Consider the following 15,626-nt stretch of genomic DNA (forward strand, 5'->3'; position numbering starts at 1 on the left):
ATCGTGCCAGTAGAGAGATCGACTTTCTTGATAACCTGTTCATCAAGAAACGGAATTAACCGCTCTTGCGCACCGAATGCATCTTTCAGGTTTGCCTTAACAACGAGAACGTCGTTCGAACCGGTTTCCATCAAATCAATGACTTTGCCCATTTCGTAACCGTCGAGGTTTACCACTTTGCAACCCATAAGGTCTTTCCAGTAATAATCACCCTCTTCCAGCGCTGGCAGCTGAGCAGAATCAACCGTAATTTCGCAATTGGTTAACTGTGCCGCAGCGTCCCGATCGTCAATGCCTTTGACTTTGATGATCAGGTCCTGATTGTGGTGCTTCCAACCTTCCAGTTCGACCTGCTGCCATTTACCGGCACGCTGGATGAACCAGGGTTGGTAGTCGAAGATGCTTTCAGCGTCTTCAGTGGAGGAAAACACTTTGAGCCAACCTCGAATGCCGTAAGCGGCCCCCATTTTCCCCAATACAATTGGGTTAACGAGAGGCTGTGCGGCAGGTTTAATGCTCATGCTAACCACCGTGACAGATTAAGCTGCTTTTTTTGCTTCTTTGATCAGCGCGTTAACGCGATCAGAAAGCGTTGCGCCCTGGCCAACCCAGTGCTCAATACGGTCCAGATCCAGACGCAGACCTTCAGCCTGACCAGAAGCGATCGGGTTGAAGAAACCTACGCGCTCGATGAAACGACCGTTGCGAGCATTGCGGCTGTCAGTGACGACGACCTGATAGAACGGACGCTTTTTAGCGCCGTGACGTGCCAAACGAATGGTTACCATAACATCCTCTTTAGTTAATAAAACAACCGGGCCCCATCGAGGAACGGGGCCCGGGTGCAATATAAAAAGCCCGAAAATTTTACTCATTTTGGCGCAAAAAGCAACCTGAGTGTCTCACTTTTCTGGTTCGGGCTGTGTCGCCTTAGCGGCCGGGGAATCCTGGCGGCATCATGCCTTTCATGCCACGCATCATTTTGGCCATGCCGCCCTTCTTCATTTTCTTCATCATGCGCTGCATATCATCAAACTGCTTCAGCAGCCGGTTGACGTCTTGCACCTGCATACCGGAACCGGTAGCGATACGGCGCTTGCGCGAACCTTTGATGATCTCTGGCTTCTCACGCTCTTTGCGCGTCATCGAATTGATGATGGCTTCCATGCGCACCAGCACTTTGTCATCCATCTGCGATTTAACGTTATCCGGCAGCTGGCCCATGCCCGGCAGTTTGCCCATCAGGCTGGCCATGCCGCCCATGTTGCGCATCTGCTTAAGCTGCTCCAGGAAGTCGTTGAGATCGAAACCGTCGCCGGTTTTCAGCTTCTTCGCCAGCTTTTCCGCCTGCTCGCGGTTAACTTTGCTCTCGATATCTTCAATCAGCGACAGCACGTCGCCCATGCCGAGAATGCGCGACGCGATACGGTCCGGATAGAACGCTTCCAGCGCATCGGTCTTCTCGCCCATCCCCATAAATTTGATCGGTTTGCCGGTGATGTGACGAATCGACAGCGCCGCACCGCCGCGCGCATCGCCGTCAACTTTGGTCAGGATCACACCGGTAAGCGGCAGCGCTTCGTTGAACGCTTTGGCGGTATTGGCGGCATCCTGACCAGTCATGGCATCGACAACAAACAGCGTTTCAACCGGATTGATCGCGGCATGCACCTGCTTGATCTCATCCATCATCGCTTCGTCAACGTGCAGACGACCGGCGGTATCCACCAGCAGCACATCGTAGAACTGCAGACGGGCTTCTTTCAGCGCGTTGTTAACGATATCCACCGGCTTCTGGCTGAGGTCGGACGGACAGAAATCCACACCGACCTGCTGCGCCAGGGTTTCCAGCTGTTTGATCGCCGCCGGGCGGTAGACGTCCGCAGACACCACCAGCACCTTTTTCTTGTGCTTTTCGCGCAGGAATTTACCGAGCTTACCGACGCTGGTGGTTTTACCGGCACCCTGCAGGCCCGCCATCAGCACCACGGCCGGCGGCTGAGCATTAAGGTTCAGCGCGTTATTTTCGGCCCCCATCGCCGCAACCAGTTCGTTGCGCACGATTTTGATAAACTCCTGACCCGGCGTCAGGCTTTTGTTTACATCCTGACCTACCGCGGCTTCTTTCACGCGGTTGATGAAATCGCGCACTACCGGCAGCGCAACGTCGGCCTCCAGCAGCGCCATACGCACTTCGCGCAGCGTATCTTTGATGTTGTCTTCGGTCAGCCTTCCGCGGCCACTGATATTGCGCAGGGTTTGCGACAAACGATCGGTTAAATTATCAAACATGCTCTCTCACTTAATAGCGTAGCGAGGCCGCCAGGGCGACACAATGCGGCGGATTATAACACGAAGCCAGGCCGATCTCTGCAATTGACCGTGAGATCGTTTGGAGCCTGCTGCCGCTGGCGCTATACTGCTTTTTTCCTTATCTGACCGACACCTGAAAGGATCTATGTTCGTTTTCGCGATCGTGGCGCTGTTCGCCTACTCTCTCAGTCTTGCATTGATCATTCCGAGCCTGCTGAAACGCAACAGCGGCTGGCGGCGTTTTGCCGTGCTATCCGCCTGCGTGGCGCTGATTGCCCATGCGGTAGCGCTGCAGCAACGCATATTTGCCGTCGATAATGGACAAAACCTTAGCCTGCTGAATATTGGTTCGCTGGTCAGTTTGCTGATCTGTGCCATCATGACTATCGTTGCGTCGCGCAATCGCGGCTGGCTGCTGCTGCCAATTGTTTACAGTTTTGCGCTGATCAATCTGGCCTTCGCCACCTTTGTGCCAAACGCCTTTATCACCCATCTTGAGACCACGCCAGGCATGATGGTGCACATCGGTCTGTCGCTGTTTGCCTATGCCACGCTGATCATCGCGGCGCTGTATGCGCTGCAGCTGGCGTGGATCGACTATCAGTTAAAGAACAAAAAGCTGACGTTTACCCAGGATATGCCGCCGCTGCTCAGCATCGAGCGTAAGATGTTCCACATCACGCAGATTGGCGTGGTATTGCTGACGCTGGTGCTGTGTACCGGCCTGTTCTTTATGAATAATCTGTTCAGCCCGGAAAACATTGATAAAGCGGTGCTGTCGATTATCGCCTGGTTTGTCTACATCGTGCTGCTGTGGGGCCACTATCATGAAGGCTGGCGCGGTCGCCGTGTGGTGTGGTTCAACTGCGGCGGTGCGCTGCTGCTGACCATGGCCTATTTCGGCAGCCGCGTTCTGCAGCACCTGCTCACCTCTCACTAAAGGAATTTTTGCGTTGGAACATGTTTCAACCACCACGCTCATTATCACGCTGATCATTATGGTGCTGGTCTCGGCCTACTTCTCGGGTTCAGAGACCGGCATGATGACGCTCAACCGCTACAAACTGCGCCACAAAGCCAAAAGCGGCAACCGCAGCGCGCGTCGCGTTGAGAAACTGCTGCGTCGCCCCGACCGTCTGATTAGCCTGGTGCTGATCGGTAACAACCTCGTGAATATCCTCGCCTCAGCGCTCGGCACCATTGTCGGTATGCGCCTGTACGGCGATGCCGGCGTAGCCATCGCCACTGGCGTGCTGACCTTCGTGGTGCTGGTGTTTGCCGAAGTGCTGCCCAAAACCGTTGCGGCGCTCTATCCGGAAAAAGTCGCGTACCCCAGCAGTTTTCTGCTGGCGCCGCTGCAGTACGTAATGCTGCCGCTGGTGTGGCTGCTCAATACCATTACCCGCATTCTGATGCGCATGGTGGGCATTAAGACCGAAGGGTCGATTAACTCCGCCCTCAGCAAAGAAGAGCTGCGCACCATCGTGTATGAATCCCGCTCGCTGATGTCGCGCCGCAACCAGGACATGCTGCTGTCGGTGCTGGACCTTGAGAAGGTCAACGTTGACGACATCATGGTGCCGCGCAATGAGATCGTCGGCATCAACATTAACGATGAGTGGAAGTCCATCGAGCGTCAGCTCAGCAACTCACCGCATGGCCGTATTGTGCTGTTCCGCGACTCACTGGACGATAGCGTCGGCATGCTGCGCGTGCGCGAAGCGTGGCGCATGATGGCCGGGAAAAAAGAGTTCAATAAAGAGCGACTGCTGCGCGCTGCCGATGAAATCTACTACGTGCCGGAAGGTACGCCTCTTAACGTGCAGCTGGTAAAATTCCAGCGCAATAAGAAGAAAGTGGGGCTGGTGATCGATGAGTACGGCGACATCAAAGGACTGGTTACCATCGAAGATATTCTGGAAGAGATCGTCGGCGACTTCACCACCTCTATGTCACCGTCACTGGCCGAAGAAGTGATGCCGCAAAACGACGGTTCGGTGCTGATTGAAGGCAGCGCCAACGTGCGGGAAATCAATAAGGCCTTCAACTGGACGCTGCCGGAAGAGGAAGCGCGCACCATCAACGGTATGCTGCTGGAAGCGCTGGAAGAGATCCCGCAGATGGACACGCAAGTACAGGTTGGCCATTACGACATTGATATTCTTGATGTGCAGGACAACATGGTGAAGCAGGTGCGCATTACGCCGCATCAGCCGCTGAAAGCGTCCATAGGTTCCTGAGACGACAAAAACAAAACGCCGCGATAATCGCGGCGTTTTTTATGGCAGAAGCGGCAACTAGAGTTGCAGCTCTTTGAGCTTTTCAGCCGGCAGCTTCAGATCTTCATTACGGTTAACGCCAATGTCGTGCGCCAGCACGTTGCGCGCAATCTGCTGCGCTTCGTCCAGCGAGTGCAGCTTGTAGCTGCCGCACTGGTATTCGTTCAGTTCCGGAATCTGGTTCTGATCTTTTACCTTCAGCACATCTTCCATCGCGCCTTTCCACGCTTTTGCCACGCGCTGCTCGTCTGGCGTACCAATCAGGCTCATGTAGAAGCCGGTGCGGCAGCCCATCGGTGAGATATCGACGATTTCCACGCCGTCACCGTTGAGGTGGTTACGCATGAAGCCCGCGAACAGGTGCTCCAGCGTGTGGATGCCGCGTTCGGTCAGGATGTCGATGTTCGGACGGCAGAAACGCAGATCGAAAACGGTGATGGTATCGCCATGCGGAGTGTTCATGGTCTTCGCCACGCGTACCGCTGGCGCGCCCATGATGGTGTGATCAACAGTAAAACTATCCAGTAGTGGCATACGTCACCTCCTGTTTTGAGATTTTTTTTAAAACGATGAAACTTTTCTGTTCGCCCAACGTCTGAATATATGAAAGACGCGCATTTGTTATCATCATCCCTGACAACAGAGATGTTAATTTAGGCCACAGTGATGTGGCCATTTTCTTTTCTAGCCTTCGCGACCTGCCAGATAGCTGGCAAAATCCAGTGTATCACTCTGCTCCAGCTGCTGCTGTTTCAGCACTGACTCCTGCGCCTGACGGCTAAAATCGGCTTCGGTGAGAATTTCCAGCGGCTCTTCGCACAGCAGATGACGATACTGCTCGGCCAGCGCCACGCCGGCTCCGGTCAGCCCCTGCTCTTTAATGGCTTGCAGAATGCGCGCCGAATAGGTTAGCTCAGGATCGTCAAACGACGCTACCAGTTGAACGCAAACCTGTTGATATTGCGTGCTGCCGTCGTTGCTATCCAGCACTTCAGCCACCCGGCGCAGATCGGCAAACAGCGCTTTACCGACATCAACCAGCAGATGTTCCGTATCACTGCAGCCCACGCCGATCACCTGACCCGGCTTGCGCCCTTCCAGCACCACGCGGTTCCAGTTTTTCCGGCTGCACAGCAGCTCATCTGCGCTCATCTCTGGCGCATCGGCCAGCGTACACCAAATCAGGAACAGATCGAGGAAGCGCGCCTGATCGGCATCCACACCGATGGCAGAGAACGGGTTGATGTCCAGCGAACGCACTTCAATGTACTCAATGCCGCCGCGCAGCAGCGCATCGGACGGCGCCTCACCCGAGCGGGTCACGCGTTTCGGACGAATCGGTGCGTACAGTTCGTTCTCGATTTGCAGCACGTTGGTATTGAGCTGCAGCCAGTTGCCTTCCGCGTCTTTGGTGCCCATCGCCGCATATTCGGCAGACGGCGTTTTGATCGCCGCTTTCAGCGCAGCGACATACCCTTCCAGCGAGTTGAAGGTAATGCCCAGCCCGCTTTGTGATTTATTGGTGTAGCCCAAATCACTCAGGCGCAGCGACGTGGCATACGGCAGCCACAATGTTCCTTCGCCGTTGGTTTCGAACGGCAGCTTACTTTCCCGTCCCTGCAGGAAGGAAGAGCAGATGGCTGGCGAAGCGCCAAACAGGTAAGGAATCACCCAGCCGTAGCGATAGTAGTTGCGAATCAGGCGCAGATAGCCGGCCGAGATGGTCTCTTTGCCGCTCTCCGCGTCTTTGACATCCGCCCACTCCTGCCAGAACGACAGCGGCAGCGAGAAGTTATAGTGCACGCCAGAAATAATCTGCATCAGCGCGCTGTAGCGGTTTTTCAGCCCCTGACGATACAGGGTTTTCATTTTGCCGATATTGGAGCTGCCGTACTGCGCCAGCTCAATGTTGTCCACATCTTCAACATAGCCCGGCATACTGAACGGCCACATGCGCTCGTCGCCCAGCTCGCGCGCCACGTGACGGTGGATGTCGCGCAGAAACGCCAGGGAGCGATCGATGTTCTGATCCACCGGGGTGATGAACTCCAGCAGCGTTTCAGCAAAATCGGTGGTAATCCAGTCGTGCTTCAGCGCTGAACCCAGCGATTCAGGGTGGCCAGTGGTAGCCAGATGACCATTCGGCTGGACGCGAAGTGTTTCACGTTCAATGCCACGGCCGATACCCTTTAACGCGTCGGGATGCGCTTCCAGCCAGGAGAGCGCTTTTGATACGTCCGGGATCACATTAACCTCCCGCTGTGTGAATAATTTATTTTTGTTCAGCATAATGTTAACCGTAGCCTCGAATCTGTGCGAATCAATGCCACCATTGCATACCTTGTAAAGTGGCGGTCGCGATAACGATATAACGCAGCGTTTTACCCAGGGCGAGAAACAGCACGCAGGGCAGCCAGGAGAAGCGCAACCACCCTGCGAGCACGCAGAGTAAATCGCCCACCACTGGCAGCCAGCTAAACAGCAGCGCTGCGGGTCCCCATCGTTGTAGCCACGTCATTGCTGTGTCGTGCCATCGCCCCTGCCCTGTTGCTGGCATCAGGCGACCAAGAAGAATGTTGGTCAGGCCGCCCAGCGTGTTTCCCACTGATGCAGCCAGTAACAATCCATAGACCGACCCTTTCTGGGCGATCAATAACGCAATCAGCACCGCTTCTGAGCTGCCCGGAAGCAGCGTTGCACTCAGAAAGCTACTGCCGAATAACGATCCATACGTCAGAAATTCATTCACAGTAAACGGACATCAACCACATCCATGCCCGCCGCTTTAGCTGCCTGCACGCCAAAGTCAGCATCCTCGAAGACCACGCAGCGCGCAGGCGCAACGCCCATCAGCTCTGCACAGCGTAAGAAGGTATCAGGCTGCGGCTTATGACGCTGGACATCGTCCGCGCCGACTACCGCATCAAACAGATGATAAACGTTGAGCGCTTCCAGCAGCGCTTTGGCTAAGCTGTGTTCGCTGCCGGTGCCAACCGCCATCGGACGGCGACCGTGATAGGCTTTGACCACCTGCATCAGCGGCAGCGGACGCACGTCTTCCAGCAGCATCGCTTTTAGCGCCGCTGTTTTCTCTGCCGCCAGCTGATGCGGATCGTGCTGCGCCTGATTCTGTTCCAGAATGTAGCGGGCCAGTTGCCAGGTGGGTGCCCCGTTGAATGCCACCATCTTTGCTTCGTCCATGGTGAAACCATAGCGGCTCAGCACCTGCTGCCAGGCTTTTCGATGTGTCGGCTCGGTATCAAGAATGGTGCCGTCCATATCGAAAATCAGGGCGTCATAGTGGTCGTACATTGTGACTCCATTAACACCACAAAATGAGCCATTACTTTAGCGTAATGCGCTCAGGTTGTCGCCAGGCAGGCTTAACCGCAAATGCTTTGAAAGCATTAGCAATTTTCGTTTTCAGAATAAGGTCAGAGCGCGCGACCGGCGATAAATGGCGGTAAATGCAGTGATTTTTTGATGGAGACGGCGCGTGAGAAAATCTTTCGGAATGCGGATGTTGAATCGGGTCAGGAATCAAGCGGAACAGCGCACAAGGGCAGTTTGCTTTTTATTTGATGGTGCATCCAGGAGGATGATTCGGCTGGCGCCTCACCCTGCGGGCCGTTGCTGAAGCAACGTTATCCTCCTTAGCACGTCCTGAACGATTATCGCATCATGACACACTGAGGCACTTTTCATCTCGGAGAAAATGGTGCATCCAGGAGGATTCGAACCTCCGACCGCTCGGTTCGTAGCCGAGTACTCTATCCAGCTGAGCTATGGATGCATTGAGAGATTTTCTTACGATGGACTAACTGAAATCAATCCGGGAATGATACAAAGAATGGTGCATCCAGGAGGATTATTCGGCTTGCGCCTCACCCTACGGGCCGTTGCTAAAGCAACGTTATCCTCCTTAGCACGTCCTGAACGATTATCGCATCATGACACACTGAGGCACTTTCCATCTCGGAGAAGATGGTGCATCCAGGAGGATTCGAACCTCCGACCGCTCGGTTCGTAGCCGAGTACTCTATCCAGCTGAGCTATGGATGCATTAAATGATTCTTGTACAACGCAGGGTGCTAACAACTCACCATGAAAGGAACTACTCGTTCACTCTTACTACTCTGAAGTAAATACCATATCCGAAGATGGTGCATCCAGGAGGATTCGAACCTCCGACCGCTCGGTTCGTAGCCGAGTACTCTATCCAGCTGAGCTATGGATGCATCGGAAAATGGCGGTGAGGCGGGGATTCGAACCCCGGATGCAGCTTTTGACCGCATACTCCCTTAGCAGGGGAGCGCCTTCAGCCTCTCGGCCACCTCACCTTACGCGTTCTTGCGAACCGTGCTTTTGAACTTTGTTTCCGCTCATCGGCACTGCGTGGCGCACATATTACTTTCCCGGACTTATAAGTCAAACAATTTTTCCCGACTTTTTACCGATTCAGGTTTGATTGCGCAAATGACGTGCAATCCGCATATTTTGCCGACAAAAAGAGTGATTTATCAACAGTAAAAGCGTGCGGCAGCCGACATAATTCGCTGAAAAAACAGGAGAGCGTGAACGGATAAAAAACAACGACGGGAGGAAGAGAAGCGGTAGCGCCTCGCCACATAGCGAGGCACTGAATACGTTATTGAGGTGTAATCTGTGTTTTTTCAGCCTGGATGCGCTGATAGATCTCTTCACGGTGAACCGACACTTCTTTTGGCGCGTTTACGCCTATGCGGACCTGGTTACCCTTAACACCCAGCACCGTTACAGTTACCTCATCACCAATCATGAGGGTTTCACCAACTCGACGAGTTAGAATAAGCATTCTTTGCTCCTTGAAAGATTAAAAGAGTCGGGCCTGTTCGGTCTCCCGGCCATATCCATCATATAACGCTGAACAATGCCTATGACAAATACACCATTGTGTTCTGCCATGCCAATACATTCTGCTGATAGTTAGTTTAGCCGAAATACACTACATCAACCGGACTTTGTCATTACCTGGTGCACACCGCGTTAAAAAGCGCCGAAACAGATGTTCCTGGCGCTCTTCACGATGCTTAATTTTATTTCGTTACAGCCGGTTACTCACCCACTCCGGCACGCCAGCCAGCGCGCCAGAAAGTGCCTGGGCGTCGGTTCCGCCAGCCTGCGCCAGGTCCGGACGCCCGCCGCCTTTACCGCCGACCTGCGCAGCCAGTTCGCCAATCAGCTCACCGGCCTTCACCCGATCGGTCAGATCTTTGGTGACGCCAGCAATCAGCGACACCTTACCTTCTGCAACGGTTGCCAGTACGATGACAGCAGAACCAAGCTGATTTTTCAGATCGTCCACCATCGTGCGCAGCATTTTTGGCTCGACATTGCTGAGTTCGCTTACCAGCAGTTTCGCGCCCTTCACCTCAACCGCTTTGCTACTCAGTGAAGCGCTTTCCTGCGCCGCTTGCTGATCGCGTAGCTGTTGCAGCTCTTTCTCCAGCGCACGCACGTTTTCTACCAGTCCGCGCACTTTTTCGTTCAGATTACTGTGGTTGGCTTTCACCACCTGAGCAATGTCGGTTAGCTGATCGCTCTGCGCGTGCAATTGTGCAATCGCGGCTTCACCGGTCACCGCTTCGATACGGCGAATACCCGCCGCCGTACCGGCTTCGCCCTGAATGCGGAACAGGCCGATGTCACCGGTGCGGGCCGCGTGCGTACCGCCGCACAGCTCAATGGAGTATTCGCCCATGCTGACCACGCGCACACGCTGATCGTACTTTTCACCGAACAGCGCAGTGGCGCCCAGCGCTTTCGCCTCTTCCAGGTCCATCACGTTAGTGGTGATAGGCAGGTTGCGGCGAATCTGGGCGTTAACGATATCCTCAACCGCACGAATCTGCTGCGGCTTCATGGCTTCGCCGTGCGAGAAGTCAAAACGCAGATACTTGTCGTTGTTAAGCGAGCCTTTCTGGCCAACGTGATCGCCCAGCACTTCGCGCAACGCTTCGTGCATCAGATGCGTCGCGGAGTGGTTAAGGATGATGCGCGAACGACGCACTTCATCGACCTGCGCCTGCAGGCGATCGCCCACCCGCAGCTGACCCTGGCGTAGCTTACCGATATGACCAAAGGCTTTGCCATATTTTTGCGTATCCTGCACGCTAAATTCAGCATTTTTCCCGGTCAGGGTGCCGGTATCACCCACCTGGCCGCCAGACTCACCGTAGAACGGGGTCTGCTCCAGAATCACCACCGCATCCTGCCCAGCTGTGACCTGCTCAACCTGCTGGCCGTCCACAAACAGCGCCTGCACCGTCGCCTCGAGCGAGAGGTGGTCGTAACCTTTGAATTGAGTCGGCGTATCAAAGCGGATAACCGTGTTGTAATCGGTACCGAAGCCGCTGGCTTCACGCGCACGCTGACGCTGCTGCTCCATCGCCGCTTCAAAGCCCGCTTCGTCAATCTTCAGATTGCGCTCACGGCATACGTCAGCAGTCAGGTCCGCCGGGAAGCCGAAGGTGTCATACAGACGGAAAACCGTTTCGCCGTCGAGGGTGTCGCCTTTCAGCTTCGCCAGCTCGTCGTCCAGCAGTGCCAGGCCACGCTCCAGCGTTTTAGCAAACTGCTCTTCTTCATTTTTCAGGGCGTTCTCAACGTGCTTCTGCTGACGCTTGAGATCCTCACCTGCTGCGCCCATCACCTCGATCAGCGGAGCCACCAGTTTGTAGAAGAACGCTTCTTTCGCGCCCAGCATGTTGCCATGACGCACCGCGCGACGAATGATGCGACGCAGCACATAGCCACGGTTTTCATTCGACGGGATAACACCATCAGCAATCAGGAAGGCACATGAGCGGATGTGGTCGGCGATCACGCGCAGTGATTTGTTGTTCAGATCGGTGGCACCGGTCACCTGCGCCACCGCGTTAATCAGCTTCGCGAACAGATCGATTTCATAGTTGGAGTTCACATGCTGCAGTACCGCGGCGATACGCTCAAGGCCCATACCGGTATCCACCGACGGTTTCGGCAGTGGCTGCATGGTGCCGTCGGCCTGACGGTTGAACTGCATGAACACGATGTTCCAGATTTCGATATAGCGATCACCATCCTCTTCCGGACTGCCCGGAGGGCCGCCCCAGATATGGTCGCCGTGATCGTAGAAGATTTCGGTGCACGGACCGCAAGGGCCGGTGTCACCCATCTGCCAGAAGTTGTCAGAGGCGTAAGCGCCGCCTTTATTATCGCCAATGCGGATAATACGTTCGCGCGGTACGCCGATGTCATTAGCCCAGATTTCAAAGGCTTCGTCATCGGTTTCGTATACGGTTACCCACAGACGCTCTTTCGGCAGCTTAAACCACTGCTCGCCCGTCAGCAGTTCCCAGGCGTAGGCAATGGCTTCTTTCTTGAAGTAGTCGCCAAAGCTGAAGTTGCCCAGCATTTCAAAGAAGGTGTGGTGACGCGCGGTGTAGCCGACGTTTTCCAGGTCATTGTGCTTACCGCCGGCACGCACGCAGCGCTGCGACGTGGTGGCGCGCGAATAATCGCGCTTGTCCTGACCAAGGAAAACGTCTTTAAATTGCACCATGCCGGCGTTAGTAAACAGTAACGTCGGATCGTTGTTTGGTACGAGGGAGCTGCTGGCTACAACCTGATGTCCCTTGCTATGAAAAAAGTCGAGAAACGCTTGACGGATCTCAGCAGTGCTCTTGCTCATAAAATTCCTGGAATCACGCTAACGAACGTTCCCTTTCGCTGGCAAACCGCATGCGCCCGGCCCGCCACTGACTGAGGAACAAAAAGTGGGAATAAGATAAATTTTCTTCAATGGGAAGTAAAATCCCATCGCCTTTCAGTCGTCAATATTTCTGAAAATCGCCTGAATGTCTTCCATCATAAAGCCTTTCGACATCAGAAAGCGCTGGACTTTGCTTTTTTCCGCCCAGCTTTGCGGCAGCGGTTCGCCGAATTTACGTTTAGCGGCCTCGGCCGCGCACTGGCTCCAGTCAACCTCGCTATCGAACAGCGCCTGGTTGATCTCATCACGGTCGATGCCTTTTTGCTGCAGCTCCATGCGCACCCGCTGTGGACCATAGCCTTTGCGCGCGCGACTCTGAATAAAGCGTTCAGTAAAACGCTGGTCGTTGAGCCAGCCATTCTCCTGACACCAGTCGAGCACTTTCTCCAGCAGCGCTTCCGGTATCGGCTGGCTCTCCTGTTGCTGCAGCCAGGCCGCACGCTGATTGTTCAGCTGCAGTTTGCGTTTCAGCTCGTCGCGGCTATGGTCGCGCTGCGACAAAATACGCATGGCACGATCGAGTACCCGGGAAAAGGTTGGCTCCGGAGCCTGTGATGAGGTCGATGACATAGGATTACCTTGTTGTGACTGTTGCGCAGGGTAAAGCAAGAAGGCAGAGAGGAAAAGCACGGGCGGGAAAAGCAAAACGGGAGCATTGCTGCTCCCGTGGGTATGGTTAGAAATCTTCGTTGGTTTCGCTGGCTTCTTCGTATTTATCAGCCGCGCTATCCGCTGTCGCCGCTTCTGCCGTTGCACCGGTCAGCAGCATGTCACGCAACTTAACGTCGAGCTCGTTGGCAATCGCCGGGTTCTCTTTGAGGAAGTTGGTGGCGTTCGCTTTACCCTGGCCGATTTTATCGCCGTTGTAGCTGTACCACGCACCGGCTTTTTCCACCAGCTTGTGCTTCACGCCGAGGTCAACCAGCTCGCCGAAGGTGTTGATGCCTTCACCGTACATGATCTGGAACTCAGCCTGCTTAAACGGTGCTGCCACTTTGTTCTTCACCACTTTAACGCGGGTTTCGCTCCCCACCACTTCGTCGCCCTCTTTAATGGCGCCGATACGGCGGATATCCAGACGCACGGAGGCGTAGAACTTCAGGGCGTTACCACCGGTGGTGGTTTCCGGGTTACCGAACATCACACCAATCTTCATACGAATCTGGTTGATGAAGATCAGCAGCGTGTTGGACTGCTTAAGGTTACCCGCCAGCTTACGCATCGCCTGGCTCATCATACGCGCAGCCAGACCCATGTGCGAATCACCGATTTCACCTTCGATTTCCGCTTTCGGCGTCAGCGCCGCCACGGAGTCAACGATGATCACGTCTACCGCACCCGAACGGGCCAGCGCATCACAGATCTCCAGCGCCTGCTCACCGGTATCCGGCTGCGAACACAGCAGGTTATCAATGTCGACGCCCAGTTTCTTGGCGTATACCGGATCCAGCGCGTGCTCGGCATCGATAAAGGCACAGGTTTTGCCTTTACGCTGCGCAGCAGCAATGACCTGCAGGGTCAGCGTGGTTTTACCGGAGGACTCAGGTCCGTAGATCTCAACGATACGGCCCATTGGCAGGCCACCCGCGCCCAGCGCGATGTCCAGCGACAGGGAGCCGGTAGAGATGGTTTCAACATCCATCGAGCGGTCTTCACCCAGGCGCATGATGGAGCCTTTACCAAATTGTTTCTCAATCTGGCCCAGCGCGGCAGCTAAAGCCTTCTGTTTGTTCTCGTCAATCGCCATTTCCACTCCTAATCATGCCGGGTGAGCGGGCACCGTGTATGCCTGCTCGTTCTGTTGCCGCTAATTATACTGTATAGTCATACAGTATCAAGTTTAATTTGTCAGAAATTCATCCAGCAGCGCCTGCAGCGCCCAGCTGACCGACTGACGCCGGACAGCATCGCGATCGCCGGCAAACTGCTGGCGCTGCGCCAGCACGCGGCCCTCCGGACCCGCCAGCGCAAACCAGACGGTACCGACCGGCTTTTCAGCCGTGCCGCCATCTGGTCCGGCGATGCCGCTCACCGCAATACCGTAGCCAGCGCCGGCCGCGGCACAGGCGCCGGTCACCATTTCGCGTACCGTTTGCTCACTGACGGCACCATGCTGCGCCAGCGTCGCCGCCTGCACGCCAACCATCTGCTGCTTGGCCTCATTGCTATAGGTAACAAAGCCGCGCTCAAACCACGCAGAACTGCCGCTGATGTCGGTAAATACCTTGGCAATCCAGCCGCCGGTACAGGACTCCGCCGCCGTCACCGTCGCCTGACGATGCCTGAGCTGTTCGCCAATACGTCGGCTGAGCTGCTGAAGTTGTTCGTCGTTCATCGCCTTCTCCTGTTGTGGCGCTTCACGTTAGCAGTAAATGGTGCGGCAACAAGCCCTTTTCAACCGCCGCCGTCGCATTTTGCGCGCTGCGTTCCGGTGAGGTCAGCGCGTTTTCACCGCTACCATAAATAAACGCGGGAAGGCCAGCAAAACCTGTCCATTACTGCGGGTCGGGTAAGCGGGCAGCAGCGCCTGATGATAGTCGTGTAAAAAGTCAGCCTGCTGCGCCTCATCCAGCGCGGCAAGGAACGGACGCAGCCCGGTGGCACGCAGCCAGCTGATGATCGCCTGCGCATCCGTCATCGGATGATAGTAAGTGGTGCGCCAGATATCGACCTGACAGCCTACATCGCCTAATAAATCATAGTAGCGATCGCTGCTCAGCAGGCGTTTGCGCTCTGCCGCCTGAGGCGAAATATGCGCCTGCCAGCGTGAGCTGGCGGCCACCTCACGCATCAGACGATGCGACGGCTCCTGCAGGTTATCCGGCATTTGCACCGCCAGTGCACCGCCCGGTGCCAGCTGGTTTACCAGATGCGGCAACAAGGTTTCGTGGTCGGTCAGCCATTGCAGTGACGCGTTGGCATAAATGACCTGTTGCGGCTGCTCAGGCTGCCAGCTGCGGATATCGGCCTGAAGAAAATCACAGTCCGGCAGGCGTTGCCGCGCCTGTTCCAGCATCGCCTCAGAGCTATCGATGCCGGTGATGTGCGCCTGCGGCCAGGCCTGCGCCAGCAGTTCCGTGCTGTTGCCCGGGCCACATCCCAGGTCCGTAGCAAAGCGCACCTCGTTGACGGGAATACGCGCCAGCAACTCCTGTGCCGGACGCGTACGCTCAGATTCAAACTGACGATACAGCTGGGGATTCCCGTCTTGCATAGCAACGCCCCTGTCTGTGTGGAAGAGT

At 55.4% G+C, this 15,626-nt stretch carries 15 protein-coding genes and 4 tRNA genes; 2 read left to right on the forward strand and 17 right to left on the reverse strand.

The annotated features are described in order from the left end of the window. From rimM to ffh, 3 genes are all read right to left on the reverse strand, one after another. On the reverse strand, nucleotides 1-521 hold a 521-nt coding region (gene rimM, locus FT726_RS22485; protein ID WP_346303471.1), incomplete at its 3' end, for a ribosome maturation factor RimM. A gap of 18 nt (nucleotides 522-539) precedes the next feature. Then, nucleotides 540-788 carry a 30S ribosomal protein S16 gene (gene rpsP, locus FT726_RS22490; RefSeq protein WP_007893313.1) on the reverse strand — a complete coding sequence of 83 codons (249 nt, stop codon included), beginning with the start codon at nucleotides 786-788 and terminating at the stop codon, nucleotides 540-542. Nucleotides 789-930: 142 nt separating this feature from the next. After that, nucleotides 931-2,292, reverse strand: coding sequence for a signal recognition particle protein (ffh, locus tag FT726_RS22495; RefSeq protein WP_288422258.1), 1,362 nt, complete (start codon nucleotides 2,290-2,292; stop codon nucleotides 931-933). A 166-nt stretch (nucleotides 2,293-2,458) separates the two neighbouring features. Between ffh and FT726_RS22500 the strand changes: the two genes are divergently transcribed. Further along, on the forward strand, nucleotides 2,459-3,253 hold the full coding sequence (locus FT726_RS22500; protein ID WP_010617128.1) for an inner membrane protein YpjD: 795 nt from the start codon (nucleotides 2,459-2,461) through the stop codon (nucleotides 3,251-3,253). A gap of 13 nt (nucleotides 3,254-3,266) precedes the next feature. Continuing rightward, on the forward strand, nucleotides 3,267-4,553 hold the full coding sequence (locus tag FT726_RS22505; RefSeq protein ID WP_058759620.1) for an HlyC/CorC family transporter: 1,287 nt from the start codon (nucleotides 3,267-3,269) through the stop codon (nucleotides 4,551-4,553). Between the two features lie 57 nt (nucleotides 4,554-4,610). On the opposite strand, the gene luxS is transcribed toward FT726_RS22505, so the two are convergent. The 14 genes from luxS to tam form a co-directional block, all read right to left on the reverse strand. Then, nucleotides 4,611-5,126 (reverse strand): S-ribosylhomocysteine lyase, encoded by a 516-nt coding sequence (gene luxS / locus FT726_RS22510; RefSeq protein WP_010617126.1) that lies wholly within the window; start codon nucleotides 5,124-5,126, stop codon nucleotides 4,611-4,613. A 150-nt stretch (nucleotides 5,127-5,276) separates the two neighbouring features. Next, a complete protein-coding gene (gene gshA / locus FT726_RS22515; RefSeq protein ID WP_346303472.1) occupies nucleotides 5,277-6,881 on the reverse strand; it encodes a glutamate--cysteine ligase in 1,605 nt (534 codons plus the stop codon). Between the two features lie 31 nt (nucleotides 6,882-6,912). Next, a complete protein-coding gene (locus FT726_RS22520) occupies nucleotides 6,913-7,341 on the reverse strand; it encodes a YqaA family protein (RefSeq protein ID WP_021507330.1) in 429 nt (142 codons plus the stop codon). After that, entirely contained in the window at nucleotides 7,338-7,904 is a 567-nt protein-coding gene (gene yqaB, locus FT726_RS22525; RefSeq protein WP_058771641.1) for a fructose-1-phosphate/6-phosphogluconate phosphatase, read from the reverse strand. Before yqaB ends, FT726_RS22520 begins: the two co-directional genes overlap by 4 nt. 404 nt (nucleotides 7,905-8,308) lie before the next feature. After that, nucleotides 8,309-8,385: transfer RNA gene (locus FT726_RS22530), tRNA-Arg, on the reverse strand. A gap of 192 nt (nucleotides 8,386-8,577) precedes the next feature. Next, nucleotides 8,578-8,654, reverse strand: a tRNA-Arg gene (locus tag FT726_RS22535). Between the two features lie 99 nt (nucleotides 8,655-8,753). Beyond that, nucleotides 8,754-8,830 (reverse strand) — tRNA-Arg (locus FT726_RS22540). A 9-nt stretch (nucleotides 8,831-8,839) separates the two neighbouring features. Continuing rightward, nucleotides 8,840-8,932, reverse strand: a tRNA-Ser gene (locus FT726_RS22545). A 308-nt stretch (nucleotides 8,933-9,240) separates the two neighbouring features. After that, nucleotides 9,241-9,426, reverse strand: a complete 186-nt coding sequence (csrA, locus tag FT726_RS22550; protein ID WP_058759760.1) for a carbon storage regulator CsrA — start codon at nucleotides 9,424-9,426, stop codon at nucleotides 9,241-9,243. A 249-nt stretch (nucleotides 9,427-9,675) separates the two neighbouring features. Then, nucleotides 9,676-12,303, reverse strand: coding sequence for an alanine--tRNA ligase (gene alaS, locus FT726_RS22555; RefSeq protein ID WP_346303473.1), 2,628 nt, complete (start codon nucleotides 12,301-12,303; stop codon nucleotides 9,676-9,678). Between the two features lie 135 nt (nucleotides 12,304-12,438). After that, entirely contained in the window at nucleotides 12,439-12,954 is a 516-nt protein-coding gene (locus FT726_RS22560; RefSeq protein ID WP_288424858.1) for a regulatory protein RecX, read from the reverse strand. Nucleotides 12,955-13,060: 106 nt separating this feature from the next. Beyond that, the gene (gene recA / locus FT726_RS22565) at nucleotides 13,061-14,131 is read right to left on the reverse strand and encodes a recombinase RecA (protein ID WP_021507334.1); all 1,071 of its coding nucleotides are present in this window, start codon (nucleotides 14,129-14,131) and stop codon (nucleotides 13,061-13,063) included. Between the two features lie 93 nt (nucleotides 14,132-14,224). Next, complete coding sequence (pncC, locus tag FT726_RS22570) at nucleotides 14,225-14,719, reverse strand: nicotinamide-nucleotide amidase (protein ID WP_058776003.1); 495 nt, start codon at nucleotides 14,717-14,719, stop codon at nucleotides 14,225-14,227. Nucleotides 14,720-14,821: 102 nt separating this feature from the next. After that, complete coding sequence (gene tam, locus FT726_RS22575; protein WP_346303474.1) at nucleotides 14,822-15,598, reverse strand: trans-aconitate 2-methyltransferase; 777 nt, start codon at nucleotides 15,596-15,598, stop codon at nucleotides 14,822-14,824. Between the last annotated feature and the right edge of the window lie 28 nt (nucleotides 15,599-15,626).

The sequence above is a fragment of the Pantoea sp. Morm genome, from assembly GCF_016643525.1.
Taxonomy (GTDB): domain Bacteria; phylum Pseudomonadota; class Gammaproteobacteria; order Enterobacterales; family Enterobacteriaceae; genus Pantoea; species Pantoea dispersa.

Bases quoted from the DNA above. Each gene is read 5' to 3' on its own strand.
- rpsP (WP_007893313.1), bottom strand. From the start codon at position 788: ATGGTAACCATTCGTTTGGCACGTCACGGCGCTAAAAAGCGTCCGTTC.
- ffh (WP_288422258.1), bottom strand. From the start codon at position 2,292: ATGTTTGATAATTTAACCGATCGTTTGTCGCAAACCCTGCGCAATATC.
- FT726_RS22500 (WP_010617128.1), top strand. From the start codon at position 2,459: ATGTTCGTTTTCGCGATCGTGGCGCTGTTCGCCTACTCTCTCAGTCTT.
- luxS (WP_010617126.1), bottom strand. From the start codon at position 5,126: ATGCCACTACTGGATAGTTTTACTGTTGATCACACCATCATGGGCGCG.
- gshA (WP_346303472.1), bottom strand. From the start codon at position 6,881: ATGCTGAACAAAAATAAATTATTCACACAGCGGGAGGTTAATGTGATC.
- yqaB (WP_058771641.1), bottom strand. From the start codon at position 7,904: ATGTACGACCACTATGACGCCCTGATTTTCGATATGGACGGCACCATT.
- csrA (WP_058759760.1), bottom strand. From the start codon at position 9,426: ATGCTTATTCTAACTCGTCGAGTTGGTGAAACCCTCATGATTGGTGAT.
- alaS (WP_346303473.1), bottom strand. From the start codon at position 12,303: ATGAGCAAGAGCACTGCTGAGATCCGTCAAGCGTTTCTCGACTTTTTT.
- FT726_RS22560 (WP_288424858.1), bottom strand. From the start codon at position 12,954: ATGTCATCGACCTCATCACAGGCTCCGGAGCCAACCTTTTCCCGGGTA.
- recA (WP_021507334.1), bottom strand. From the start codon at position 14,131: ATGGCGATTGACGAGAACAAACAGAAGGCTTTAGCTGCCGCGCTGGGC.
- pncC (WP_058776003.1), bottom strand. From the start codon at position 14,719: ATGAACGACGAACAACTTCAGCAGCTCAGCCGACGTATTGGCGAACAG.
- tam (WP_346303474.1), bottom strand. From the start codon at position 15,598: ATGCAAGACGGGAATCCCCAGCTGTATCGTCAGTTTGAATCTGAGCGT.